Source organism: Chryseobacterium mulctrae (assembly GCF_006175945.1).
Lineage (GTDB): Bacteria > Bacteroidota > Bacteroidia > Flavobacteriales > Weeksellaceae > Chryseobacterium > Chryseobacterium mulctrae.
Map to the genome: position 1 here is coordinate 2,149,873 of NZ_VAJL01000001.1, position 26,071 is coordinate 2,175,943.

Here is a 26,071-nt window from a genome sequence, read left to right on the forward strand (position 1 = left end):
AGGTCTGAAGAAATTTCTTCAGACCTTTTTGTTTTATTTTAGTTCGATAGGATTGCTGTTTCGCTTCGCCTCTTCTTTTGCTCTTTCTTCCATTCGCTTTCTCATATCTGCAGGATTTTGATTTCCGCCGCCTCCAATTCTCATTGGAGCAGAAATTCCGCCGCCTCCACGTTGGCTATTCATAAAAGACGCCGGATCAGTTTTATATTTTTCCTGTTGTTTTACATAATCCGTTCTTTTTACTTTCATCACGTTTCCAAATGTAACCATTTCCGGAAAATCAGAAATCTTATAGTTTTTCATTAAATCGAAAGAATAATCTCCGGTAGAATCTTCCGCTTTTACAACCAAACCGGGAAGACCGCTGAATTTATACGGTCCATCCTGATAAGGAAGATCTGTGGTAAACCAAGCAATCCATTTTCTTCCGCCAAAATCCGTTTCCGCTTTTTGTACTTTATAATCACCAATTTTTGTGGTTTCAGATAAAATTTTCCAGTTCAGAGGTCTATCTTTTTCGTAAGAATATTGATCTCTACCCAAACGATCTTTGTAAATAATTTTCTGATCTTTTTTATTTTTTTCGATTGAATAATTAATATTCGTTCTCAAACCATCCATTTGTTCTCTGTTAAAACCTCTTGCTCCCCCACTTTGAAAGTTGGCTTTCATTACAGAATCTCTTTTAATTCTATTCTCAGAATAGAACATTGATTTTTCTGCTGAAATGTCTAAATAAGCATTTTCAGTTTTAATATCACTTTTATTATTGATATCTGGTTTTGAGGTTACCTGATAAACAAATCTGTTAGTTTGTGCGAAAGTAACCTGCGCAAGTAAGGCTACAGCAAGGATGCCCAATTTTTTCATTATTTTCCTGATTTATAGTTTTGATTTTAAATACACATCAAAGTTAAAGCATCGATGATAAAAATCGATAAAATAAAAACGTCGATTTTTATTTACTGATTATTGTTTGTATTTTTGCAAGATTAAATCATTCTAAATTAATACAATGATAAAGGTTTCAGATCAGGCAAAGGTAAAAGCGATTCAACTGATGACAGAAGATGGCTTTAACCCTGCTGAAGATTATATAAGAGTTGGGGTAAAAAGCGGTGGATGTTCAGGACTGGAGTATATGTTAGGTTTCGACAATAAGCAAAACGAAACAGATCAGATTTTTGAAGATAACGGAATAAAAATCGTTGTTGAAAAAAAATCGATACTTTACTTGGCAGGTACCACTTTAGAATATTCCGGAGGTTTAAATGGAAAAGGATTTATTTTTAATAATCCTAATGCATCCAGAACGTGTGGTTGTGGAGAGAGTTTTAGCTTATAATTAGATACTAGATGCTAGACAATAGATTCAAGACCTTGAAAGTCTGAGATCTAATTTCTAAAATCTAATTTCTAAAATCTATTAAAATGAGTAAATATACTGAAGACGATTTAAGAGTCGACTTAGAAAATAAAAAATATGAATTTGGTTGGGAAACCAAGATTGACTATGAAGATTTCCCAATTGGTTTAAATGAAGACATTGTCCGTGCAATTTCTGCGAAGAAAGAGGAGCCGGAATGGATGACAGAATGGCGTTTGGAATCATTCAAAATTTGGTTGAAAATGACTGAGCCTACTTGGGCGAATATCAAATACGAAAAACCAGATTTTCAAGCAATAAAATATTATGCTGCGCCAAAAGCAAAGCCTGAATTGGAAAGCTTGGATGAAGTTGACCCGGAATTATTGGCAACTTTTGCAAAATTAGGAATCAACATCGAAGAACAGAAAAGACTTTCGGGTGTTGCTGTTGATATCGTAATCGATTCTGTTTCTGTAAAAACAACATTCCAGGATACATTAGCTGAAAAAGGAATTATCTTCTGCTCAATCTCTGAGGCAATCAAAAATCACCCTGATTTAGTAAGAAAATATCTTGGAAAAGTAGTTCCGAGAGGAGATAACTTTTACGCAGCATTAAATTCCGCAGTATTTTCTGATGGAAGTTTCTGTTATATTCCAAAAGGAGTAAGATGTCCGATGGAACTTTCAACTTATTTCAGAATTAATCAGGCAGGAACAGGTCAGTTTGAAAGAACACTAGTTATTGCAGATGAAGGAAGCTATGTTTCTTATCTGGAAGGTTGTACTGCTCCGTCAAGAGATGAAAATCAACTTCATGCTGCCGTTGTAGAATTAATTGCAATGGATAATGCTGAAATTAAATATTCTACCGTTCAAAACTGGTACCCAGGAAATGAAGAAGGTAAGGGTGGAGTTTTCAATTTCGTAACCAAAAGAGGACTTTGCGAGTATAAAGCAAAAATCTCTTGGACGCAAGTTGAAACAGGTTCTGCTGTAACTTGGAAATATCCTTCTTGTATCTTAAAAGGTGATGGTTCAATCGGTGAGTTCTACTCTATCGCGGTAACCAACAATCATCAATATGCAGATACCGGTACAAAGATGATCCACATTGGAAAGAATACAAAATCAACGATTATTTCTAAAGGAATTTCTGCAGGAAAATCTCAAAACTCTTACAGAGGACAAGTAAAAGTAATGCCTTCTGCAAAAGGAGCCAGAAACTTCTCACAATGTGACTCATTATTGATGGGTAACGAATGTGGAGCGCACACTTTCCCTTACATCGAGATTAAAGATCCAACTGCACAGTTAGAACATGAAGCTACAACTTCAAAAATCGGTGAAGACCAGATTTTCTACTGTAATCAGAGAGGTATCGATACGGAAAGAGCAATCGCTTTAATTGTAAATGGTTTCAGTAAAGAAGTTTTAAATAAACTTCCGATGGAATTTGCTATTGAAGCTCAGAAATTATTAGAGATTTCCTTGGAAGGTTCTGTTGGATAATACTTCTGCTCAGCTTAGTCTGACACGTTTTTGTCATTCTGAACGAAATGAAATGGAGTGAAGAATCTCAATTAAAAGATTTCTCCTCCGTCGAAATAACAAAAATAAAATTATAAAAAAGTTTTAAACATATATAATGTTAAATATTAAAAACTTACACGCCAGAATTGAAGATGGCGCACAGATATTAAAAGGTATCAATCTTGAAATAAAACCGGGCGAAGTTCATGCGATCATGGGACCAAACGGAGCTGGAAAATCTACTCTTTCTTCTGTAATTGCAGGGAAAGAAGATTACGAAGTTACTGAAGGTGAAATTTTATTTGATGGTGAAAACATCATCGAAGATGCTCCTGAAGAAAGAGCTCACAAAGGTATTTTCCTTTCTTTTCAATATCCTGTAGAAATTCCTGGAGTTTCTGTGACCAATTTCATTAAAGCTGCTTTAAATGAAAACAGAAAAGCAAACGGATTAGAAGAAATGCCTGCAAAAGAAATGTTGGCAATGATTCGTGAGAAATCTGAGAAATTAGGTATTAAAAAAGATTTTCTTTCTAGATCATTGAACGAAGGATTTTCAGGAGGTGAGAAAAAAAGGAATGAGATTTTCCAGATGATGATGCTGAATCCTAAATTAGCTATTTTGGATGAAACAGATTCAGGATTAGATATCGACGCATTGAGAATCGTTGCAGATGGTGTAAACACTTTCAAAAACGAAGGAAATGCAGTTCTTTTGATTACGCACTATCAAAGATTGCTTAATTATATTCAGCCTGATTATGTACACGTTTTAGCGAACGGAAAAATCATTAAAACAGGCGACAAATCTTTAGCATTGGAATTAGAAGCAAAAGGTTACGACTGGCTACTCAATTAATTTGAAATTCGATATTTGAAATTTGACATTTTGGGGACAATAAATAATTTTGAAGATTTAGAAATTTGGCAGAGTTCTCGAAATTTCTGCCAATCAATATATCAAAATTGTCTGCAAAACGAAAAATTTCTACATCACGATAAATCTCAGATTGACAGAGCTGCTTCTTCAATAATGAATAATATTGCAGAAGGCTTTGAAAGAGAAGGGAATCGTGAATTTGTCAATTTTCTGACAATGTCTAAAGGCTCGGCTGGTGAAGTTCGTTCTCAGTTGATAAGAGCATATGACAGACAATATTTAGACAGTGAAACATTTATAAAACTTAAAAATGAAAGTCTTGAGATTTCAAAAAAACTATCGGGATTTATTACTTATTTGAAAAAATCAACTCATAAAGGAAATAAATTTAACCGAAATGATGATTAGCCAAAAGGTTTTCATTCACAATTTCAAATCTCAAACTTCAAATCTCAAATATGTTATCAGAGCAAATTTTAAATAATCACAGCGAATTTCTTAGTACCCTTCGTCATCGTTTTTTAGATGAAACGAGAGTTGAAGCATTAGGAAAATTTGTTAAACTTGGTTTTCCTACGAAGAAAGACGAAGAATATAAATATACCAACATTAAAGAAATCATCGAGAAAGATTATAATTTTTTCCCGAAAGAAAGCCATAACATCACCAAAGAGCAACTTGATGAGCTACATTTTGGAGAAGAAAATTTTGACTGGATCGTTTTTGTAAACGGCCAGCTTCACAAAGAGCTTTCTAAGATTTCTATTGAAAACGCAGAGTTTTTATCATTCAATTACGCTTTGAATGACGAAAATCACAAAGATGTTTTCGATACCTATTTCAATACAATTGCAGCAAAAGATTTAGCCTTTACAAACCTGAATCAAGCTTACTGTAAATACGGATTTTTCCTGAAAGTGCCTAAAAATGTTGTGATTGAAAAACCAATTCACGTTTTTTATCTTTCTCAAAATCAGGAAGAAAACACTTTCTATAACACAAGAAATTTATTGATTGTAGAAGAAGGAGCAAAAGTTGAAGTGATTGAAAGCCACCACAATTTTGATGAAACTTATGTTTTCACCAATTCTGTGACAGAAATTTTCACATCACCGAACGCAAAAGCAGATTGGCATAAATTGCAAAATGACAATGATACTTCTTATTTGGTAGATCATACTTTCGCAAAACAGGAAAGAGACAGTTTAACGACAGTCAATACTTTTTCTTTTGGCGGAAAAATCGTTAGAAATAATTTAGATTTCATTCAAAACGGATCGAATATCAATTCTTTCATGAACGGAATCACGATTATCGGTAAAGATCAGTTGGTAGATCACCACACTGCAGTTCATCATAATCAGCCAAACTGTGAAAGTTACCAGAATTATAAAGGTATTTTTAAAGATAAATCTCACGGAGTTTTCAACGGAAAAGTTTTTGTAGATAAATTGGCACAAAAAACCAATGCTTATCAGCAGAATAATAACGTTCTTTTAAGCGAAGGAGCTACAATTGATACAAAACCTCAGTTGGAGATTTTTGCAGACGACGTGAAGTGTTCTCACGGTTGTACCGTTGGACAGCTAAATAAAGACGCTTTATTCTATCTTAGAGCAAGAGGAATTTCTAAGAAAGAAGCTCAGGCTTTATTGTTATTTGCTTTCGCAAACGATGCAATGCAGAATATCGACATCGAGCCTTTAAAGGAAAAAATTTCAAAGCTTTTGACAGAAAAACTGGAAGTTAGTATTGAGTTTTAAACTCAAAAAAACATATATAAAAAGGAAGCACTTCGATTTGAAGTGCTTCCTTTTGTATTAAATTTAGCTATTTCTTCATCCAGGACTGATTATCTTTTCTTTCAGATCTTTTTACACCATTATCAATATTATAGGCAAAACCAACTCCCAAAGTTTGTTTCAACTGAGTTTTCTGAATCTGATTGTGATCATACAAAACATCAACGGTAACATTGGTTGAAATAAATCGGTTGATTTTCATATTTAAAACAGCACCATAAGAAAGCACCAACCTTTCCGGATGATCTATATAATTTGAAAATACCGAGCCTGTATTGATTAGACTTATATTTTCCATTAATTTCATTTTATAAATAGCCGTTCCCAAGAAACCGAACTGAAACAGCATAGAATCGCCATCATTTTTCAAACCATAAGTTCCGGCTTTTTGAAGTTCTTCACCCAGAACAAAAGTCATTCTTGCGTTGGCTGGTCTTAAAGTCATTGTAAAATTATCATTCGGGCGATACGTAACACCAACACCAATATTCACAAAACCGGGAGCCATAAAATTGGAAAGTATAGCGGCTTCGGGATTATTTCCATCTTCATAACCAGCTGCAAACTGAGATTGTAAACTCGCTCCTGCAGAAAGATACCAGTTTTTCACAAACTCTTTTCCAAAATTGGTTGATAGATTGATCACATCCTGAGTTTTTCGTGTTCCCACTCCTTTAGTATTATTTTGTCCATATCCCAAAACAATAATATTTTCCCAGAGATATTTGCCTTTTTCGTAAGTAAGATTATAGTTTACTCCGGCAAGCCAGCCTACATTGTTGGCTCCACCACCTACCCAATTTGAAAAGGCAGCCTGATTGAGCATTAATGTGTTTTGAGCCTGAATAGACCATGCTTTTAAAGTATCTGCTGCAGGTGAATCTGCATTTGTTTCCTGAGCAGAAACATACATTCCCAGAAATATGGAAATTGGCAATAAAATTTTTCTCATGATTAATTTATTTTAAAAATGGTTTATTTCTTTTAAATAAAAAATACATACTATTTCATGGAAATCAGTATCATTTATGTTTATCTAAGGTATTAAAAATACAACTTATCTTAAACAAGATTTAATTAAATTAAAAAAATCACAATTTTAAGCATAAAAAAAGTAACTCAAATCTGAATTACTTTTCCTGATATTTATTTTTAGATTATTTCTTTAACCACCATTGATTATCTTTTCTGGCCGAACGTTTTACACCATTATCAATATTATACGCAAATCCTATTCCGAGTGTTTGTTTCAGCTGCGTTTTTTGTATCTGATTATGATCATACATTACGTCTACGGTAACGATGGAAGAGATAAACCTATTGATTTTCATATTTAAAAGCATATTGTACGAAAGCACCATATGATCTGGTTTATCAAGATAATTTGAGAATATAGAGGCTGTATTGGTCATTTCAATATTTTCCATCAACTTTACTTTATAGATTGCAGAACCAAGAAAACCGAGCTGCATAAGGAAAAAATCGCCATCCGACTTTAGTCCATAATTTCCGGCAAGCTGAAGCTCTTTATCGAGGACAAATGTAAACCTTCCGTTGGCAGGTCTTAAAGTTACAGTAAGATTTTCATCAGGTCTATAAGTTATCCCTAAACCGGCATTCACATAACCCGGAGCCATAAAATTTGATATTTTTTTTGCTTCTGGATTATTTCCATCTTCAAAACCTCCCGAAAACTGAGAAAGCAAACTCGCTCCCGCAGAAACATACCAGCTTTTTGAAAACTGTCTACCGTAGTTTGTAGAAAAATTAAGAACATCTTGTGTTTTTCTGGTACCAATTCCTTTTGTAGTATTTTGTCCATAATTTAAGATGATAATATTTTCCCAAAGATGGCGGCCTTTTTCATAGGTAAGATTATAATTTGCACTTGCAAGCCAACCTACATTATTGGCTCCACCACCAACCCAGTTAGAAAAAGCTGCCTGATTAAACATCACGCTATTCTTGGCAAGAACAGACCAATGTCTTGGCTTTTTAATAGTATCAACTGCTGCAGAATCACTGATAATTACCTGTGCAAAAGAACTTACACTTAGATAAATAAAAAATAACATGAAAATCTTTCTCATAAATCCAAAATTTTTACGCCACAAAAATAAGTAAAATTATTTTCAGGACATTTTTAGAAAACCTGTTGCAGAAATATCTCATCTGTAAATATTTCATTTTAAAATCATTACTTTTTGTCTTAAATCAATTGCAATATCCCAAATCATCGCCAAAATTTCCGAAATTTATACTTGGCTTTTGATTTGACATCTTACCTGTATGATTAAAAATATAATTCACAAAAAAGCATTTATCGCTCCCTTATTGATGCTTGCTGCAATGTGGTTTGGATACCTTTTGCAGACAATGGGATTTTTCTCGAGCTGTTTCGGGGCAATTATTCCGCTTTTGCCTGAAGGTTTATTGGGAATCATAACTTCGCCTCTTTTACATGGAAGTATCGATCATATCATAGGAAACTCTATCCCGATTGCAGTGCTTATGTTTTTATTGTATCAGTTTTATTCTGAAGTAGCCACCAAAGTTTTTGTGATAGGTTGGATAAGTACAGGTCTTCTTCTTTGGCTGTTGCCTCCGATTGATATTATGACCGGAGAGTATAATTACACATGCACCATTGGAGCGAGTGGTGTTGTATATGTTTTGGCGTTTTTTCTTTTTTTCAGTGGAGTTTTTAAATGGAATATGAAGCTTTTGACCATTTCACTTCTGGTAGTTTTATATTATGGAAGTTTAATCTGGGGGATGTTTCCCGAAGAGCTTTTTAATAATCTTAACGAACCAAGTAAAATTTCTTGGCAGGCTCATTTATCCGGTGCTTTAATGGGAAGCGCAATGGCTTATATTTTTAAAGGATCAGGAGAAAAGAAAAAAAGATATATCTGGGAATTCCCCAATTACTACAGCGAAAAAGATGATAAACTTTGGCAGGAATACAAAGAAAACCATCCCGATGATTTCCTGGAATTGCCTTATAAAAAAAATGAAGATGTTTGGGATTATTTGGAAGAATTAAGGCGAAAATAAATCCTAATTTGCTACATTTGAATAAAATAACACAAATGTATTCTGAAGAACATCTTTATTCTATCGCTCTTCGCGAGTGTAATTTTATTGGTGATATTAATTTTTCCAAACTTGTACGCCGTTTTGGAACAGCAGAAAATGTTTGGAAAACTTCTAAGAAAGAACTCAGCAAAACCGACGGAATCGGTATGAAAATCATTTCCGATATTGGAAATCCTGAACATCTTAAATTTGCCGAAGAAGAACTTTCATTTTGCGAAAAGAATTCCATAAAAATTAATTTGCGTCATCAGAATGATCTTCCTTTTTTATTAAATGAATGTGATGATGCTCCTGCAATACTTTATCAGAAAGGGAGCTTTGAAACCAATTTAAAAACTATAAGTTTAGTCGGAACCAGAAATATAACGTCTTACGGAAAAAAATTCATTGAAGATTTTTTTGAAGAATCAAAATCCCATCAGTTTATTTCTGTCAGCGGTTTGGCTTTGGGTGTTGACAAAGAAGTTCATGAGCAATCTTTAAAACATCAGATTCCTACCATCGGAGTTTTAGCGCATGGTTTCCACACCTTCTATCCTTCCAAAAACAAAAAACTTTCAGAAAAAATTCTTGAAGAAAACGGAGGTTTACTAACCGAATTTAATTCGTCAAGAAAGCCAGATCGTGAAAATTTTATCCAAAGAAACAGAATTGTTGCCGGAATTTCTCCTGCTACTATTGTTGTAGAAACAGCATTCGGAGGCGGATCTATCAGTACAGCAACCTTCGCAAACACTTATAACAGAGACGTTTTTGCTCTTCCCGGAAGAATCGGTGACAAATACAGTCAAGGATGCAATCATTTAATTTTTCAGAATAAAGCGACTGCAATTTCCACCATTAAAGACTTGTTTGATCTGCTCGGATTTAATGATCCTAAAGAAAAAATAGAAGAGCTTTTCCCACACAGCAAAATTACAATTCAATTATCTGAAAATCAAGAATTAATATATAAAAACATTTCAGAAAATCCACACATCACTTTAGACGATTTAGCAGAGAAAATATCGGTGTCTTCGCACAAATTATTGCCTGTAATTTTAGAATTAGAGCTTTTGGGAAAAGTAAAATCGTTTTCCGGGAGACAATTTATAGCAATGTAATAATTAACGATTTCTTAATATTTCATTATTTCACATATAACATTTAATTTTTAATAAAATTTAGTTTAAAATTATCAATTTAATAATATTTTGATTCATTATTATTCAATTTTCAGCAATTATCAAATATGCTATTGTGAATCTTGAAAAAAAAATTAAATTTGTTGGCATAATATTCAACCCTACCTAATATGGAACAATATAATATTGACCAGAAAATCCAGGAGTTTATTGCTAAAATTGAGGCAAAAAATCCTAACGAACCGGAATTTTTACAGGCAGTAAAAGAAGTTGCTGTAACCGTAATTCCGTTTATCTTGACAAGAAAAGAATATACCGGAATGAAGCTCCTAGAGAGAATGGCTGAAGCGGAAAGAATTATTATTTTCAGAGTTCCATGGGTTGATGACAAAGGTGAAATTCAGGTAAACAGAGGTTTCAGAATTCAGATGAACTCTGCAATTGGTCCTTACAAAGGAGGAATCCGTTTCCACCCTACCGTAAACCTTTCTGTACTTAAATTCTTAGCTTTTGAGCAAGTTTTCAAAAACTCTTTAACTACGCTTCCAATGGGAGGTGGAAAAGGTGGTTCTGATTTTGACCCACAAGGAAAAACGGATATGGAAGTAATGCGTTTTTGCCAGGCTTTCATGACAGAACTATGCAAGCACATTGGTCCTGAAACTGACGTTCCTGCGGGAGATATCGGTGTTGGAGCAAGAGAGATCGGATATTTATTCGGTCAGTACAAGAAAGTAAGAAACGAGTTTACAGGAGTTCTTACCGGAAAAGGTCTTGCTTACGGTGGATCATTGATCCGTCCTGAAGCGACTGGTTATGGTGTTGTTTACTTCGCTGAACAAATGCTGAAAACTATCGGACAAACTTTTAAAGATAAAACAGTAACTGTTTCAGGTTTCGGAAACGTAGCTTGGGGAGTTATCAAAAAAGTAAACGAACTAGGTGGTAAAGTGGTTACACTTTCAGGACCTGACGGTTACATCTACGATAAAGACGGGATCGATGGTGATAAGATCGATTATTTATTAGAGCTTAGAGCTTCTGGAAATAACAGAGCTGAAGATTACGCTAAAAAATATCCTTCTGCAGTATTCCACGCTGGAAAACGTCCTTGGGAAGTGAAGTGTGATGTAGCAATCCCTTCTGCAACTCAAAACGAACTTCATTTAGAAGATGCAAGATTATTAGTAGAAAACGGTTGCGTTTGTGTAACTGAAGCTGCTAATATGCCTTCAACTTTAGATGCTATTAATTATTTCCTTGAAAACAAAGTATTGTTCTCTCCAGGAAAAGCATCTAACGCAGGTGGTGTAGCTACTTCAGGTTTAGAAATGACTCAAAACTCTATCAGACTAAACTGGACTTCTGAGGAAGTTGACGCAAGACTGAAAGAGATCATGATCGGAATCCACAAAGCTTGTAGAGACTACGGTAAAGAGGAAGATGGCTATGTGAACTACGTAAAAGGCGCTAACATCGCTGGATTCGTAAAAGTAGCTGAAGCAATGCTTGCTCAAGGTGTAGTATAAAAATATAAAGGTCGGGAAGTTTCCCCGACCTTTTTTCATAAACCTGTCCCGGGATTATAAAGGGAAAAAAGTAATAGTGAAAGAGGAAAGCGTTGAATATCCAGTTCAGCGCTTTTTTTTATTTTTATGAAAATATTTCCTATGAAAGATACATTCACAAATTTTAATGAATATTTTCTTCTCTTTCCCGAAGAAGTACAGTTGAAAATGGAGATTTTAAGAAAAGCAATACACTCCCAAAACCCCGATTTGGAAGAATATATTGGTTATCAAATGCCTGCTTTTAAATATAAAGAAAAACCTTTGGTTTATTTTGCAGCTTATAAAAATCACATTGGTTTTTATCCACTTCCAGAAGCAATTGTACATTTTGAAAATGATTTTATTAAAAGAAAATATAAGTTTTCTAAAGGTGCAGTACAGTTTCCTCTAAAAGAAGATTTACCGTTGGATTTGATTGAAAAAATGGTGCAATTCAGAATCTCTGAAATAAATAAAGCTTGATTTAAAAGAGGTTCGGCTCCGTAGGAGCCGTATCTGTGTAGAAATAGTTTCGTGCATGAATGAAGCAGTCCGTAGGACTGCTATCTTAAAAAACCAAAACATTAACCTGAATGATAATCTTATTTATTCAAATTCTTCATCATACTTTCTACAAATTCAAAAGCAACCGGACAAATCACCGTGTTTTTTATCATTAAATGATTGATTTGATAAATCTTTTTCCGGTCTGTATGTGGATATTCTCTGCATGCTTTTGGTCGAACTTCGTAAATAGAACACGTATTATCATCATTCAAAAAATAACACGGAAGATTCTGTAACACTTTGTCATTATCTTCATCCACACGCAGAAATTTAGCTTCAAAATCTGCCTGTTTCATTCGTAAATGCTTTGAAATTCTTTCTATATCTTTTTCGACATAAAGCGGCCCAGTTGTTTTACAGCAATTGGCACACTGAAGGCAATCTACTCTTTCAAAGACTTCCTCATGAGTTTCCTGAACAACATAATCCAGGATTTTAGGCGGTTTTTTCTTTAAACCATCCAAAAACTTTTTGTGTTCTTTCTGTTTCTGTAAAGCCTGGGTTTTATAAAAGTCTAAATTCAAATCATTTTTTTTAATATGCCGAAAAGCAGACTACAAAGATAAAATATTGTTTTCATGAATTTTATCAATTAAAGGAGCTTCTTTAAGATTTAGAATTAAACTAAATTTGATAAGATAAATTCATTACAATGAAAAATTTAGAATCAAGAGAAGATATAGAGTTATTGGTTAATTCATTTTACGACAAAGTAGTAAAAGATGAAACGATTGGTTTCTTCTTTAAAGACATTATAAAAGTAGATTGGGATAAACATTTACCAAAAATGTATTCATTCTGGGAAAGCATTCTTTTCGGGCAAATGAGCTACAAAGGAAACCCGATGGCGGTACATTTTCCCATCAACCAATTGGAAGCGATGGGAAAAAGACATTTTGAAAGATGGCTTGAATTATGGAAACAAACAATTGAAGAGAATTTCACAGGTCAAAACGCTTCTATGGCCATCACAAAATCTGAAAACATTGCCAATCTGATGGCTTACAAAATGGAAATGGCGAGAAAAATGTAGAGTTCCGAGTTTTTCGTTTCGAGTTAAAAATTACGGTACAATTACAGTAAAGATATAGGCTGCTAAATTCACCATCAAAACGGTTCCGTATAAAACATTGGTTTTCCCTCGGCTTAAGGATAACATCACGATAAATACAGACAAAGTAAGAAGTATAATATCTTTCTTATCAAGACCTAAAACCAAAGGAATGTCATACATAATACTTACTGCAGAAATTGCAGGAATACTCAATCCAATACTTGCTAAAGCAGATCCTAAAGCCAAATTTAAACTCGACTGAAACTGATTATTTCTTGCTGCTCGAATTGCCGCCAAACCTTCCGGAAGAAGCACAACACCCGCAATAATAACACCTACTAAAGATTTTGGAGCACCCATACTTTGCACCATATCTTCGATTGTTTTAGAAAGACCTTTTGCCATTAAAACAACAATGATCAGACATACAACCAACAAGAAAAAGCTCACAATTGCCTGTGTTTTATTCGGTATAAAATGTTCTTCTGCATTTCCGTCTGCTGGAACAAAATAACTTCTGTGTCTCACGGTTTGCACCATTAAAAAGACTCCATAAATCACAAGACAGGCAATAGAAACAAAAACCAATTGTGCATTATTATAATAAGGTCCATTGACGCTTGAAGTAAAATTGGGAAGAACCAAAGTGATCACCAAAATAGAAACAATACTTACGAGATAGGTTGTAGCAGAAGTTCGGGCAAAAAACTGTTCAAAATATTTTACACCACCCACCAATACACAAATACCAATAATTCCGTTGAGAATAATCATTACGGCCGCAAAAACCGTATCCCTGGCTAAAGTAATGGCCTGTTCTCCACCTGCAACCATCAGCGAAACAATAAGCGCAACTTCAATAATTGTGATACAGAGCGCTAAAATGATCGTTCCGTAAGGTTCGCCAACTTTGTGAGCGACTACTTCTGCATGATGTACCGCAGATAAAACACTTCCGGTTAATAAAATTCCTGCAATAATATCAGAAATAAGTCCTTGTCCCATGAATCCTGCGAAGTAGTAAATTACAGCAAGAACGGGAAAAATATAGGTGTATTGTAAAAATTCTTTTGGCTTCATAAAGTGACTCTAAAATACAAAAAATCTATCAAATTCACAATCTTAAAAGAAAATATTAATAATATTTTAATAAGAAAATCATTCAAAATACTGAAAATCAAGCAACATGAAAAACAGCAGCCAATTTCATTTATTCTTAAATTCTTTAAAAAAGAGAAGCAAAAAATACACCGTAAAAAGCAAATTACATCCCCAACAATCTAAAAAGTTCCTCTTTCTTACTGATTGAAATAGAAATAGATTTTCCATTGAGTAGTTCTACCTTATTTCCGTGAATGCTTCTTACAAAATCTAGATTGAGAATAAATGAACGCTGGATTCTAAGAAACTTTTCATTTTTTATGCTTTCTTCCATCGAAGAAAGTGTCATTTGTGTTGAATAAACTTCTGATGATGTTTCTACATTTAAATAGTCACCTTGCGCTTCGATATATATAATTTCAGATAAAAGAATTTTAATAATTTTTCCTTCAGATTTTATAAAAATTCGGTCGCTTTGTTCTTGTAAACCATTAAAGTTTCTTTTTAAATTTAAATAATCCTTAGCTTTTTGAATGGCTTTTAAAAACCTGTCAAAGCGAACGGGTTTCACCAAATAATCTATTGCTCCTGTATCAAAACCATCCAAAGCAAACTCACGGTAAGCTGTAATAAAAATAAACACTGGTGGGTTTTCTAATGTTTTTAGTAATTCCAAGCCAGTTATTTTGGGCATTTCAATATCGCTTAAAATAAGATCTACCCTATTTTCTTTCACAAAAATCATTGCTTCTACCGGATTTTCAAAAGCTCCGAGAATATTGAGATAAGAAACTTCTTTCGCAAACGATTCTACAACATCTCTTCCAAGCGGTTCGTCATCAATGATGATACAGTTTATTTTGTTCATTATTAGTTTAAATCGATTATTAATTTCACTCTGAAAACACTTTCTGAATTTAAAATTTCCAGCTGATGGTTATCCGGATACAAAAGCTGAAGACGTTTTCTTACATTTTCAAGTCCAATTCCGCCGTGAGTATTTTTTTTCATGCTTATTTCTAAATCATTTTCCAGTTCAAAAATAAAATTGTCATTTTCTACTTTTATTTTAAGCTTTAAAAATCCTGCGCACTTCGATTTTAAACCATATTTAAAAGCATTTTCTATAAAAGTAAACGTCAGAAGCGGAGCAATTCTCAAACCTTGACAGTCTTTTTCAGAAGGAAATTCATAATGAATATTTTTGTCTGAAGAATAACGCATTTTTTCAAGTTCGACATAATTTTTCACAAATTCCATTTCTTTCCATAATTCCACTATTTCGGTATTAGATTCATACAAAGTGTAGCTCATTGTGTCTGAAAGATTAAGAATCACTTCAGGAACTGCATCATCTTTTTTAAGACTAAGACTGTACAAATTATTCAAAGTATTAAAAAGAAAATGCGGATTTAGTTGAGATTTCAAAAAGTCTTTTTCAATATTAATATTCTGAATTTCCAAAAGTGATTTCTGCTTTTGTATATTGATGGTGCGGCTGTAGAGTTTTGAAATTTCAAACAATATTTTCACAAAAAAGAAAGGTGACAAAATTGAAATGATGATAATCGCCTGAGAAACCATCCTGTTTAAAGATATTGCTTGCCAAAAAGTCTGATTTGCGCTTGCTGCAATCACTCCTTTCAATTCGCCATTTAAAATTTCATATCCGAGACTGTGATAAATCAGAGAAAAAGAAAATGTTGACAAAAGCCAAATAATAACAAACACCGGAAAGCTGAAAACCAAACCGTAAACTGCCGAACTTAACGGTTGTTTTAGAATTTTCGGAAGAAATAAATAGAAGAACATGTAGAAAACAATCATATTTACAACACACATTCTCATCGTAAGGATAAAACTGTTGAAATAAGTAAGATGATAGGCTAATCGGTAACTCAAAAACAGCAAAAGAGCAAAACTAAGCCACATTAAAATGTGAAACATCAATCTTTTTCGACTGGTGTAAAATTTTTCAAAATTGAACTCCCCGATTCTTGCTGTAAAATAATTGGAAGACATTTTTCTCTGTTGCATGATTACAATTGAAAAAACAGCTCCAAAGATAGTTTTTTGAAGCTGTATGAATGGTAATTATTATAAAATTCTGATGACCGCGTTCATCGTATTGATTGCATTGTGGCCCAAAATAGAAAAAATAAGATTTCCCGAAAGCTTTCTCAATATTCCAACACTTAAAGAAGAGATCAATGTTAAATAAACAATCGTAATCAGATCAAATTTAAACTCATGATTTTCGGTCAGTACAACGCCGTGAGCAACTGCAAAAAGTATTGTTATAATGACGAATCCCCATCCGAATTTCACTCCTTTAAAATTCCAGTTTGGAGCAAAAGTCTTATCGAGCAACCAAAATAAAATTCCTCTGAAAACCAATTCTTCCGTTATACCAGGCATCGTCATTTGAAAAACAAAAGTTTCTAAATCGAAATTTCCACCTTTAGGAAATAAGATCATTTTGAAGATAAAATCGAAAATCAAAAAACCGATGAAAATCAAAACCCCTGATTTCAACTGGCTTTTAGAATTTGTTTTGGTCGTAAAACCTATCGCTACTCTATCTGATTTTGAAACAGAAAAAATAACAATTAAAGAAAGACATATACTCAGAATTTTACCAATCCAAGCAAATTTTAATCCCAAAAAACCAAGATCAAAATAGAGTTTAGACAAATGCTGAATGTAACAGTCTGCCAAGAAATAGAGAATAAAAAAGAAGAGGTATTTTAAATTTACTTTTTCTGATCTAAATAAAGCTAAAGCAATGAAAGGAAGCACAATAAGAATCCAAATAAGTGGTGTGAATAATGACATAATTGTTAATTTTTTGTCAAAATTATATTCCGCTGTGATCGTTTGGAAACTTTACCGATGGAAACCGCTTTTTTACCGATGAAAATTTTTCAGCTCAGCGAGAGCGTAGAAATTAATGACACCACAAAACAAAATCCTGAAAATCGGTCAGCATATGAAAGAGCAAACCGATGCCGATAATTCTTAAATTTCCTTTAAAAAAGAGCAGTAAAAAATACACCGCAATTGCATAATAAGAATGAAGAAAATGAAAACCTACACTCATTCTGTCGGGATCGAAAATAGGATCTGCAAACAAATGATCGAGATCAACCAATATTGTCGCCAAAAGAATAAGATAAACTCTTTTCCATTGATTACGATAAAAAACAAAAGCTATAACTGCAGGAAAAGCCAAATGCAGAAAGTAATGCGTACACGTTTTCAGTAAATCAATTTCAGGAGGACACATCTCGTTTTATCTTAAAATTAATGGATACTTTTCTTTCTTAAATTTAATTTTCACCGTGTAATCCTGATTTTTATTTCCATAAAAAAGATATTCTACTTCTTTAAAAATTTGGTTGTTTAATGTTTTAAACGATGAAAACAAGAGAGGATTATTTTTGACGAAAATGTAGTTTTGTTTTTTTGTTTCGCATAATTTTACAGATTTTCTGGTAGATTTTATAGAAATCTGATTCTTATCCGAACTAATTAAATTGGGCTGAAAAGGAATTGCCGTCAACTGATTTTGTGCATTCATCCATCTTTTACGCTGGAAATATTCCAAGGTTTTATTGGGATTGGAAGATTGAAGTAGAATTTCATAATCGGGCTGAACGATTTTCTGATAAGATATTTTTTCAATTTCATTAAAATTATCGTCGTAACCATAACTGATAATCGTGTCGTTTACTTCGGCAAGATTAGCACTCATTTTCAAATAATTAACTGATAAAGAATCTGAAATATTTTCTTTAAAAACAGAACTTATTTTTTTGATGTTTTCTGAATCTAATTCAGCATTTAAAAATTGAGTTTCATTATTTAAATCCGAAATTAATGATTCAAAATCGATAGAATTCGTTTCGTTTTTTATTTCGATTTCGTTATCTTTTACATTGATTGAAAAGTTTTGAGTGCGCAATTCTGAAAGAAAAGAAATGCTTCCTAAACCATCATTCATAAAAGAATCTGCATTTAAAATCTGATTTCTAAATTTTTGAGAGAACGGTTTTCCGATATTCTTAAAATTCAGGTTTGATGTTCCTACAAAACATTTTTCGCCATCAATTTTTATGAAAAACTGATCGTTTTTAAATTGATCTTTTCCATTATTTACAAATTGGTTATTCTTTAAAAATGCTGAAAATTTCATCTGATCTTTGATTTCTAAAACAGTGTACCATTCAGAAATTTTGGTATTGTTTAAATGAAAAACTTGTAAAAAATCGGGGATTTCTAAACCGGAATCTGAAATAGAGATTTTGGTTTTATCTTTTTTAGAATCTTCAAACCATTTTGAAGGATGCGTTAAAAAGCTGAAAACATATTGTCCTATCGCTTTTTTAACATCAACCAAAACAACAACATCTGCATTTTCGGGAATATATTTCAGGTTTTTATCTTTATGAAAAAACAGAAAATAAATTCCAACCGAAAGCAGGATTATAATGACAAGAAAAATATATTTTTTCTTCATAAATTTCTTACAAAAATTATCTTTTTTGGCTACAGCCAATTTACATTAAAATTAAGAAAACGGGCTAAAGCCCGTTTCTACTGATACCGTTTATAACGTTTTTGAAGGTTTTTCAGACTCTGAAATCTTGTATATTTCATCAAACAAATCGAAGAAATACATCAAACTGTTTTCTGAAGAATTTTTAATATTATAATTCATTTCCGTCTGAATGCTTCCGCCTTTTGCTTCAGTTTTAAAATAAACTTCACCTACATTTTTTCTTAAGAAATCTAGTGTTTTTCTTTCAGATTTACTTTTAAATTCTTTGTCTAAACCAATCAGAAGTTTTTGAATATTTAATCTTCCGGACAATGGATATTTAGAAGAATCTTTCATCCATTGCTTAGAAATTTCAGACTGATTGTTGGTGTTAATATTATCTTTTGAAGTCGTTACATAAACAATTCCTTCTTTTACTGTGAAAAATAACTGATCAACATATCCGTTCTTATTCTTCTCGTCTTTAAAGACATAAAATTCGCCATTTTTAGAGAAGTTTTTGGCAAAAGCTTTATTGGAAGTCAGTACATTGAAAACGCGTTTCCAATAGTTTTCGTTTTCCGTAGCGAAGGCAAACGTAAAATCGGGAACCATCACATCTTTGGTTTTCTTTACTTCTTTTTCGTTGTAATCATCGTCGTAATCGTAATCGGTGTATTCTACGTTTTTAGATTTCAATTCATTCAGAACGAAAATTCCGTTTCCGGGAGCAATTTTTGCAATAGCTTCTTCATCCAAAACAATTTTCATTGTTTCCATCATCAGTTCCATTTCTTTCTGATATTCAGTTTCCCCTGTGTTTTTCAACAAACCGTACATCATATCAAAATATTTAGAACCATTCACATTCATCACATAATAACCCACACTTTTATCATTGATTAAAGCAGCCAGTTTTTTGTTCTTCTTCCCTTTATAAACCTCAGAAATATTCTTTTGTGTTTCAGAATCTTTATGCTGATAATTATTAACGAGTCTTACTTTATCTTTATCGAAATACAGGTTATAAGAAGTATTCGAATTATACATTTTACCTAAAACACCTGTAAAATTGAAGCTTGCAGGCATTTTCCCGTAGATTCCTTCATTCACAATCTTTCCATAATCTGCATAGATAAAAACATCAGAATTCGGATCTCTGAAACTCAACATATCTTTAGTCACAGAAAGCTCACCATTTGAATTGAAATACAGATTAAAGCTATCTTCTGCAAACTTCTTAACGATTTTAAATTTTTCAATATTCAGCGAATCCATTTCTTTCTGATAACTGGAATCTACTTCATAAGGGTCTTCACTATAATAATCATCCTGCGAAATTGGCGGCGGCAAAACTTCTACATTTGGTGTGTAAGTAGAATCTTTTATCGCTTCGGTGATTTCCGGTTCTTTCTTTTCTTCTGGATATTTGTGATGCTTTTCAAGGTATTTAATGTCTTTCTGGAGCTTTGAGATTTCAGCATTATTATCTTTAATGCTTTCTTTTAAATATTTAATATCGTCTTTCAGATATTTAATCTCTTCTTTATAATCAAAAGGCTTTACTTCTTCCTCATAAGCTGTAGCCACACTATCAATCGCAATAGCTACAGTATCAACAACCGTTGCAGCACTGTCAATCGCATAATCATCATTCCATTTATATGGTTTATCATAGCTCATCAAGCTTAAAACTGCGCGGTTTCCGCTCCAAGCAACAAAAATATCATCTTCGATATCAACGTATGAGTAATTATTTTTCTTGGTTACTTCCTGTCCTTTTTTCTTTACCGAATTGATAAATTCCTGAAACTTTTCCGGATTTTCTAAAGTGAAATGGGTGTTGTAAGATTTCACAGAATCATTCATTGTGGCATAATGATACTGAGTTGCATCGTATTTTATCCCCGTTTTGGAATAATCGTTCCATGAAGCTTTTTTATTTTTGCCTTTATCTTTGGTGATTTCCTGTAAGAAAGGATTGAATTTTTCCCAGTTAACTTTTTTATTAAGCTGTTTTCCGTTCACTTCCATGTAAAAAACTGCATTTTGCGGAATTTTCATGCTATTTTGCGCAAAAGTCAGCACAAAACCAAAAAGAATTAAAAAAATGGTTTGTGTTTTTAAAAATAGAGATTTCATATTTTGAGGTTGGTTATTGTAGAATAATATTATTTTGAATCTGTTTTTTCTGAAGAATAAAGTCTAAGATATTTCCGTCCAGCTTTAAAGCTTTCTTGTTGGGAGACAATAAATAAGCGGAATTAGATTGAGATTTAATGGTGTTTTCAAACTGTAAGATCGAAGTGTATTTTGCTTCATTAAAAACCTCTTTATCAGCTTTACTCAGTTTCTCGTAATCACTTTTAAAAGTATTGATCTTATTTCTCGTAAAAGATTTTTTATCTGAACTCTGACTATAAATTTGGGTAGGAACCATTTTTCCTAAAAGATTTTTTGCTTTCAGCTGCTCTAATCCGGCATTAATATTTTCGATTTTTTTGAAATTACAGCTCAATTTAAGAATGTAGTTATCAAAATCCATAGAAGTTTTGACATTTAAAATTCCGGGAACGCTTTTAAAAATTCTTGCAGCTTCGTTAATTTTAGCTTCAATTTCAGCTTTTTTAGGAACTTTTTTCCCATTTACGGTTTCCATTTTTGAGATGGAAGCCAATCTTGTTTTGCTTTTACTGGCATTCAGAATAAGCGAATATTCTCCGCTTCCGTCTGCTTTGACATTTACTTTATCAAGAATATCAAAACAGCTTGTCAAAAGAAATAAAGAAATCAGCAGAAAAATATGTCTGAAATATATTTTCATAAGTTCGTGTTGAAACGCAAATTTACTTATTTTTAATTTACCTCTTCAAAAGGTGAAATCAATCATGTTTAAATTCTGCCTTTCAGATAATCCTGACGTAATTCTTCGTCTAATTTTTCGATGGCATAACGAAGGCAAGTTCTTGGCATTTCTTTGTAATATTGATTTAAATAAGATATCAATTCAGCCTCGTTTTTATTTCCCATTTCTCTTAAAAGCCAGCCGTTTGCTTTGTGCATCAAATCATGCGGATGATAAAGATTTTGCGTTACAAACTCTTTCGTTAATTCAAATGAGCCCTTTTTTATATAATGCATTGTTCCTACAACAGCAATTCTTTTGTGCCACATTTGATCGGAACCTGCAAGAGTTTTCAAAAGGTTTTCTTTCTGATTTTCAAAAGCATACCTGCCTAAAATTTTATAACAGCTCGTGTCAACCAGATCCCAATTATTGATGAAATCCAGATGTTTAAGATAGAAATCGATGATTTCTTCTTTTACGGATAAATCTTTCGTCTTTTCAAACTTAGAAATCAGCATAATTAAAGCCGTTAAACGATGCTCATGATAAGACGAGGAAAGCAACTCGCTCAATTCATCTAAAGAAATTTTAGCATAATATTCTTTGGCAACAGCTCTTTGATCCGGAACTTTTACTCCCAAAAACAAATCGCCTTCACCATACTCTCCTTTTCCTGTTTTGAAAAACTTAGGAAAAAAAGCCGCTTTTTCGGGAATAGACAACTCGTTTAAAGCTTCTAAAATCTGATTATAAGTTTCCATGCTAAAAATTTAAACAGCCTATACATTTAACAAATAAGCTGTTAGCACCATTGGAATATTTTGTCATCATACAATCTTTGTCCGTTTGCAAATCTTTTTGTTGAAAATCTCGTCCCATCATCATGATAGGCTTTGCAAAGTTGATCATATCTCCTGCAGTAATTACACAAATCGGCGAATTTTCATTTTGACCGGTTCCGCTTTCATCAATTGTTTTAATAATCGTATTGTTTTGCAATATGCACAATTGTGCCTTTGTCTTATCTCCAATCGCATTATATATATTTACCATTGAAGCTAGTATTTCTGTGGATAGTGGGTTTTTAGAATATTCTGTTTCAGCTTTTACAATGATTTTTTGAGCCTTACTTTTAGAAATTCCTTTTTTACTTGCAGGTTTCCAGACTTGATCGTAGTCACGGTTATAATCAGACATATTGTATTCTGTTTTTAAAAATCTGCTTCCATAATAAAGTTGATTCATTTCAGCCTGTGTAAGTTTTGAAGGATCTTCTTTAAAAATATTTAAATAATTGTAAAAATATTTCTGAGGATCTTCCGTGACATTCTTTTTTATCTCTTCAACATTAATTTGTGAAAAGCAAAATCCAAAAGACAATAATAACAGTAAAAAAAGCAACTTTTTCATTTGATAATTCTATTGATTCATAAACAATTAATGATCTTCTTCTAAAGCAATACTTTCCTGCTCTTTTTCTTCATCTGCAATCTTCTTTGGATTGGCAACTTTAGCAATCGTAAGTCCCTGAACAATAATAGAAAATACCACCACACAATACGTAATACTTAAAATAGCATTGCTGTATTCGTTTTTAGGAATCGACATCGCCAAAGCGATGGAAACACCACCTCGAATTCCACCCCAGAACAACACTTTTATTGTTTGCGGACTAAATCTTGTTCTGAAAGACATGAATTTTGTAGGCCCCCAAATCGAAGCAAATCTTGCACAAAGAACTACAACAATCGCCAATAATCCAGGAATTACATAATGATTCAAGTCTTTAATCATCAACAATTCAAACCCGATGAAAAGGAATAAAACAGCATTCAGAATTTCGTCAATCAGTTCCCAAAATTTAATCAGGTAATCTTGAGTAATAGATTTCATTTTAAATTTAACATTGAAATTACCCATAAACAATCCTGCTGCAACCATGGTCAAAGGACCCGAAACATGCATTTGTCTTGCGACAAGATAACCTCCCATTACAACTGCAAGTGTTACCAAAACCGAGATAATATAATCATCAATTTCACGCATTAATCTTGAAGTTACCCAACCTAAAAGAACCCCCAAAAGTAATCCACCTCCGGCTTCTTTCATTAATAGAATGGTAATGTTTTCTACTCCTAAATCTACTTTATCACCTACTGCAATCTGCAAAACTACCGTGAAAACCACAACCGCCATACCGTCATTAAATAAAGATTCTCCGGCAATTTTTGTTTCTAATGATTTTGAAACTTTGGCTTGTTTTAAAACACTTAAAACCGCAACCGGATCAGTTGGTGAAATCAATGCTCCGAATACCAAACAGTAAATGAAAGGAATTTTTAATCCTACCAACGGTAACAAATAAAACATTCCAAATCCTACAATAAAGGTAGAAATAATCACCCCGGCTGTTGAAAATATAAGAACCGGCCGGAACTGTTCTTTTAGATCATTAATATTAATATGGATTCCTCCCGCGAAAAGAAGAAAATTAAGCATCGCTCCCATCAGAACTTCGGTAAAGTCGATACTGTTCATCAAATCATTCAGATGACCGAATGTTTTTGGAAGAAAGTTTTCTCCAAATAAAACCAAAATGATAGATACCACGATGGCAATAACCATAATTCCGATAGTACTCGGAAGTTTTAAAAACCTATAATTGATATATGCAAAAATGGATGCTAATACGATGAGCGCTGAAAATGAATAATATAATTCCAATAAATTTGTTTTTTAAAAATTGAAGTCTAAATAAAGTACTTTGATATAAATTTTGATGTCTTCTTTTTCCCAAACATCTACAATGCCGTCTTTCAGGGTTTTAGAAGCTCTGGTATAACCTTGCCCTACATTCATCACATTGAGGAAAATATACTCATCTCCCACGTTGTTTACTTTGTATGCAGTTTTTTCTGATTTACCGTCTCCCGAATTTTTGATCGCATCAGTAAGAAGTCGCAATTGTGCGATGTGATGCGAAAAGTTCCCTATGTCTTTTGTCTGATCATAGGCACGAAGTAAGATAAGAATCACATCAAGGTTGGTAGGATCTTTTGCGTAAAGTACTTTACCAAGCCTGATGCATTCTATAAAATTATTGCTTTTGAAAGCATCTGCTAACTCTTTGAAATCGTCTCCCGATTGGGAAACCAGATCTTTTCTGAAATTTCTTCCGTAGTACAAATGTTCTGCTTCTGTACTGTCTATAGATTTTGGAAGACCCTTATATTTAAAAATAAGTCTGTCGTAATTGTAAACAGATTTGGGATTGGTGAGATTTTTTTCGATGCTTTTCAAATCGAACTTTGTCTTTTGGCTCAAACCAAAAAACGGAAGAATAAGTAGAAAGAATACGATTCTGAAATTCATTAATCTTCTTTTTCTGAGGCTTCGTCTTCGTCATTATCGAAATATTCGAAAAGAAAATCGTTGTAAGGAAATCTTGAAATATGAATTTTCATCACCTCGTCGTACACCAACCTTTTCATTTCAGGGAAATTTTCTTTCGTAAGAGCAGAAATGAAAACTGCAGGATGTTTAGATTTTGCCATCCATGTTTTTTTCCATTCTTCAAGAGAAACGTTTTTGCTTGAGCTAGGCGTAAGATCGTCTTCGTCTTTTTTCTCGTAGCTGAAATCATCAATCTTGTTGAAAACCATAATCATCGGTTTTTGATGCGCGTTGATTTCCATTAAAATCTGATTCACAGATTCGATATGATCCTCAAAGCTTTCGTGCGAAATATCCACCACATGAATCAGAAGATCCGCTTCACGCACCTCATCCAAAGTAGACTTGAAAGATTCTACCAATTGTGTCGGCAATTTTCTGATGAAACCTACGGTATCTGTTAAAAGAAAAGGTAAATTTCCGATAACCACTTTTCTTACCGTTGTATCTAGCGTTGCAAAAAGTTTATTTTCAGCAAAGACATCAGATTTAGAAATAGCATTCATCAATGTTGATTTTCCTACGTTGGTATATCCTACCAAAGCGGCACGAACGACTTTTCCACGATTGTTACGTTGCGTCGCCATTTGTTTGTCAATGACTTTCAGTTTGTCTTTCAGCAAAGATATTCTGTCACGAATAATCCTTCTATCGGTTTCAATCTCTGTTTCACCAGGACCACGCATTCCTATCCCCCTTTTTGCTTATCTAAGTGAGACCACATCTTGCTTAATCTAGGCAGCAAATATTGGTATTGTGCCAATTCAACCTGAGTTCTTGCGTAAGAAGTCTGTGCTCTTTGTGCGAAAATATCAAGAATAAGATTGGTTCTGTCTAGAATTTTTACTTCAATTTCTTTTTCAAGATTTTTAAGCTGAGACGGAGATAATTCATCATCAAAAATAATGGTTCCTATCTCGTTTTCTTTTACATATCCTTTTATTTCCTGTGCTTTTCCGCTTCCTACAAAAGTTTTAGAATCGGGCTGGGTTAATTTCTGAGTAAAACGTCTGTCTACCGTAGCGCCTGCTGTGAAGGCCAAAAACTCCAGCTCGTCCATATATTCCTGCAACTTATCTTCATCCTGATTTTGAGTGACAACGCCCACCAAAATTGCCCTTTCGTAATTATGTTGTTTCTTTTCTAGCATTA

26 protein-coding genes and 1 pseudogene are annotated in these 26,071 nt (G+C 33.2%); 10 read left to right on the forward strand and 17 right to left on the reverse strand.

Going from position 1 to position 26,071, the window contains the following annotated elements; translation table 11 throughout:
• Positions 1–33: 33 nt before the first annotated feature.
• Complete coding sequence (locus tag FDY99_RS09705) at positions 34–870, reverse strand: GLPGLI family protein (RefSeq protein ID WP_139421086.1); 837 nt, start codon at positions 868–870, stop codon at positions 34–36.
• A 145-nt stretch (positions 871–1,015) separates the two neighbouring features.
• Here FDY99_RS09705 and FDY99_RS09710 point away from each other — a divergent pair, with 145 nt between their 5' ends.
• The 5 genes from FDY99_RS09710 to sufD all read left to right on the forward strand — a co-directional run bounded on the left by FDY99_RS09710 (position 1,016) and on the right by sufD (position 5,544).
• Positions 1,016–1,345 carry a HesB/IscA family protein gene (locus FDY99_RS09710; protein WP_066677384.1) on the forward strand — a complete coding sequence of 110 codons (330 nt, stop codon included), beginning with the start codon at positions 1,016–1,018 and terminating at the stop codon, positions 1,343–1,345.
• A gap of 86 nt (positions 1,346–1,431) precedes the next feature.
• The gene (sufB, locus tag FDY99_RS09715) at positions 1,432–2,880 is read left to right on the forward strand and encodes a Fe-S cluster assembly protein SufB (RefSeq protein ID WP_102979632.1); all 1,449 of its coding nucleotides are present in this window, start codon (positions 1,432–1,434) and stop codon (positions 2,878–2,880) included.
• A gap of 136 nt (positions 2,881–3,016) precedes the next feature.
• Entirely contained in the window at positions 3,017–3,760 is a 744-nt protein-coding gene (sufC, locus tag FDY99_RS09720) for a Fe-S cluster assembly ATPase SufC (protein ID WP_139421088.1), read from the forward strand.
• Between the two features lie 15 nt (positions 3,761–3,775).
• Positions 3,776–4,189: a four helix bundle protein gene (locus FDY99_RS09725; protein ID WP_228448764.1), complete on the forward strand. Its 414-nt coding sequence runs from the start codon at positions 3,776–3,778 to the stop codon at positions 4,187–4,189.
• Between the two features lie 50 nt (positions 4,190–4,239).
• Positions 4,240–5,544 (forward strand): Fe-S cluster assembly protein SufD, encoded by a 1,305-nt coding sequence (sufD, locus tag FDY99_RS09730; protein WP_139421090.1) that lies wholly within the window; start codon positions 4,240–4,242, stop codon positions 5,542–5,544.
• A gap of 67 nt (positions 5,545–5,611) precedes the next feature.
• On the opposite strand, the gene FDY99_RS09735 is transcribed toward sufD, so the two are convergent.
• Positions 5,612–6,535: a DUF3078 domain-containing protein gene (locus FDY99_RS09735; protein ID WP_139421092.1), complete on the reverse strand. Its 924-nt coding sequence runs from the start codon at positions 6,533–6,535 to the stop codon at positions 5,612–5,614.
• Positions 6,536–6,740: 205 nt separating this feature from the next.
• The gene (locus FDY99_RS09740; RefSeq protein ID WP_074230670.1) at positions 6,741–7,673 is read right to left on the reverse strand and encodes a DUF3078 domain-containing protein; all 933 of its coding nucleotides are present in this window, start codon (positions 7,671–7,673) and stop codon (positions 6,741–6,743) included.
• A 199-nt stretch (positions 7,674–7,872) separates the two neighbouring features.
• On the opposite strand from FDY99_RS09740, the gene FDY99_RS09745 reads away from it, so the two are divergent.
• From FDY99_RS09745 to FDY99_RS09760, 4 genes are all read left to right on the forward strand, one after another.
• Positions 7,873–8,640, forward strand: coding sequence for a rhomboid family intramembrane serine protease (locus tag FDY99_RS09745; protein ID WP_139421094.1), 768 nt, complete (start codon positions 7,873–7,875; stop codon positions 8,638–8,640).
• 35 nt (positions 8,641–8,675) lie between these two features.
• Entirely contained in the window at positions 8,676–9,785 is a 1,110-nt protein-coding gene (dprA, locus tag FDY99_RS09750) for a DNA-processing protein DprA (RefSeq protein WP_139421095.1), read from the forward strand.
• A 191-nt stretch (positions 9,786–9,976) separates the two neighbouring features.
• Complete coding sequence (gene gdhA / locus FDY99_RS09755) at positions 9,977–11,335, forward strand: NADP-specific glutamate dehydrogenase (protein WP_139421097.1); 1,359 nt, start codon at positions 9,977–9,979, stop codon at positions 11,333–11,335.
• Positions 11,336–11,476: 141 nt separating this feature from the next.
• Positions 11,477–11,839 carry an iron chaperone gene (locus FDY99_RS09760; protein ID WP_139421100.1) on the forward strand — a complete coding sequence of 121 codons (363 nt, stop codon included), beginning with the start codon at positions 11,477–11,479 and terminating at the stop codon, positions 11,837–11,839.
• Positions 11,840–11,958: 119 nt separating this feature from the next.
• On the opposite strand, the gene FDY99_RS09765 is transcribed toward FDY99_RS09760, so the two are convergent.
• Positions 11,959–12,447: a YkgJ family cysteine cluster protein gene (locus tag FDY99_RS09765; protein WP_139421102.1), complete on the reverse strand. Its 489-nt coding sequence runs from the start codon at positions 12,445–12,447 to the stop codon at positions 11,959–11,961.
• 128 nt (positions 12,448–12,575) lie between these two features.
• Here FDY99_RS09765 and FDY99_RS09770 point away from each other — a divergent pair, with 128 nt between their 5' ends.
• Positions 12,576–12,956: a group III truncated hemoglobin gene (locus tag FDY99_RS09770; protein WP_139421104.1), complete on the forward strand. Its 381-nt coding sequence runs from the start codon at positions 12,576–12,578 to the stop codon at positions 12,954–12,956.
• A gap of 30 nt (positions 12,957–12,986) precedes the next feature.
• On the opposite strand, the gene FDY99_RS09775 is transcribed toward FDY99_RS09770, so the two are convergent.
• The 13 genes and pseudogenes from FDY99_RS09775 to hflX all read right to left on the reverse strand — a co-directional run bounded on the left by FDY99_RS09775 (position 12,987) and on the right by hflX (position 26,069).
• Positions 12,987–14,057, reverse strand: coding sequence for a calcium:proton antiporter (locus FDY99_RS09775; protein ID WP_139421106.1), 1,071 nt, complete (start codon positions 14,055–14,057; stop codon positions 12,987–12,989).
• Between the two features lie 184 nt (positions 14,058–14,241).
• Complete coding sequence (locus tag FDY99_RS09780) at positions 14,242–14,946, reverse strand: LytR/AlgR family response regulator transcription factor (RefSeq protein WP_139421108.1); 705 nt, start codon at positions 14,944–14,946, stop codon at positions 14,242–14,244.
• A gap of 2 nt (positions 14,947–14,948) precedes the next feature.
• Positions 14,949–16,115, reverse strand: a complete 1,167-nt coding sequence (locus FDY99_RS09785; RefSeq protein ID WP_228448765.1) for a sensor histidine kinase — start codon at positions 16,113–16,115, stop codon at positions 14,949–14,951.
• 60 nt (positions 16,116–16,175) lie between these two features.
• Positions 16,176–16,913, reverse strand: coding sequence for a CPBP family intramembrane glutamic endopeptidase (locus FDY99_RS09790; protein ID WP_139421110.1), 738 nt, complete (start codon positions 16,911–16,913; stop codon positions 16,176–16,178).
• A gap of 112 nt (positions 16,914–17,025) precedes the next feature.
• Positions 17,026–17,364 carry a DUF6122 family protein gene (locus tag FDY99_RS09795; RefSeq protein WP_139421112.1) on the reverse strand — a complete coding sequence of 113 codons (339 nt, stop codon included), beginning with the start codon at positions 17,362–17,364 and terminating at the stop codon, positions 17,026–17,028.
• 6 nt (positions 17,365–17,370) lie between these two features.
• The gene (locus tag FDY99_RS09800; RefSeq protein ID WP_139421114.1) at positions 17,371–18,597 is read right to left on the reverse strand and encodes a hypothetical protein; all 1,227 of its coding nucleotides are present in this window, start codon (positions 18,595–18,597) and stop codon (positions 17,371–17,373) included.
• A gap of 90 nt (positions 18,598–18,687) precedes the next feature.
• On the reverse strand, positions 18,688–20,760 hold the full coding sequence (locus tag FDY99_RS09805; RefSeq protein ID WP_139421116.1) for a hypothetical protein: 2,073 nt from the start codon (positions 20,758–20,760) through the stop codon (positions 18,688–18,690).
• A 13-nt stretch (positions 20,761–20,773) separates the two neighbouring features.
• Positions 20,774–21,442: a hypothetical protein gene (locus FDY99_RS09810; RefSeq protein ID WP_139421119.1), complete on the reverse strand. Its 669-nt coding sequence runs from the start codon at positions 21,440–21,442 to the stop codon at positions 20,774–20,776.
• A 68-nt stretch (positions 21,443–21,510) separates the two neighbouring features.
• Entirely contained in the window at positions 21,511–22,227 is a 717-nt protein-coding gene (locus FDY99_RS09815; RefSeq protein WP_139421121.1) for a DNA alkylation repair protein, read from the reverse strand.
• 1 nt (position 22,228) lies between these two features.
• Entirely contained in the window at positions 22,229–22,876 is a 648-nt protein-coding gene (locus FDY99_RS09820; protein ID WP_139421123.1) for a DUF4919 domain-containing protein, read from the reverse strand.
• A gap of 27 nt (positions 22,877–22,903) precedes the next feature.
• Complete coding sequence (locus tag FDY99_RS09825; protein WP_139421124.1) at positions 22,904–24,190, reverse strand: cation:proton antiporter; 1,287 nt, start codon at positions 24,188–24,190, stop codon at positions 22,904–22,906.
• A 12-nt stretch (positions 24,191–24,202) separates the two neighbouring features.
• A complete protein-coding gene (locus FDY99_RS09830) occupies positions 24,203–24,838 on the reverse strand; it encodes a DUF4919 domain-containing protein (protein ID WP_139421126.1) in 636 nt (211 codons plus the stop codon).
• Positions 24,838–26,069, reverse strand: a pseudogene (gene hflX / locus FDY99_RS09835) (GTPase HflX). The gene FDY99_RS09830 and the pseudogene hflX overlap by 1 nt, the downstream one beginning before the upstream one ends.
• Between the last annotated feature and the right edge of the window lie 2 nt (positions 26,070–26,071).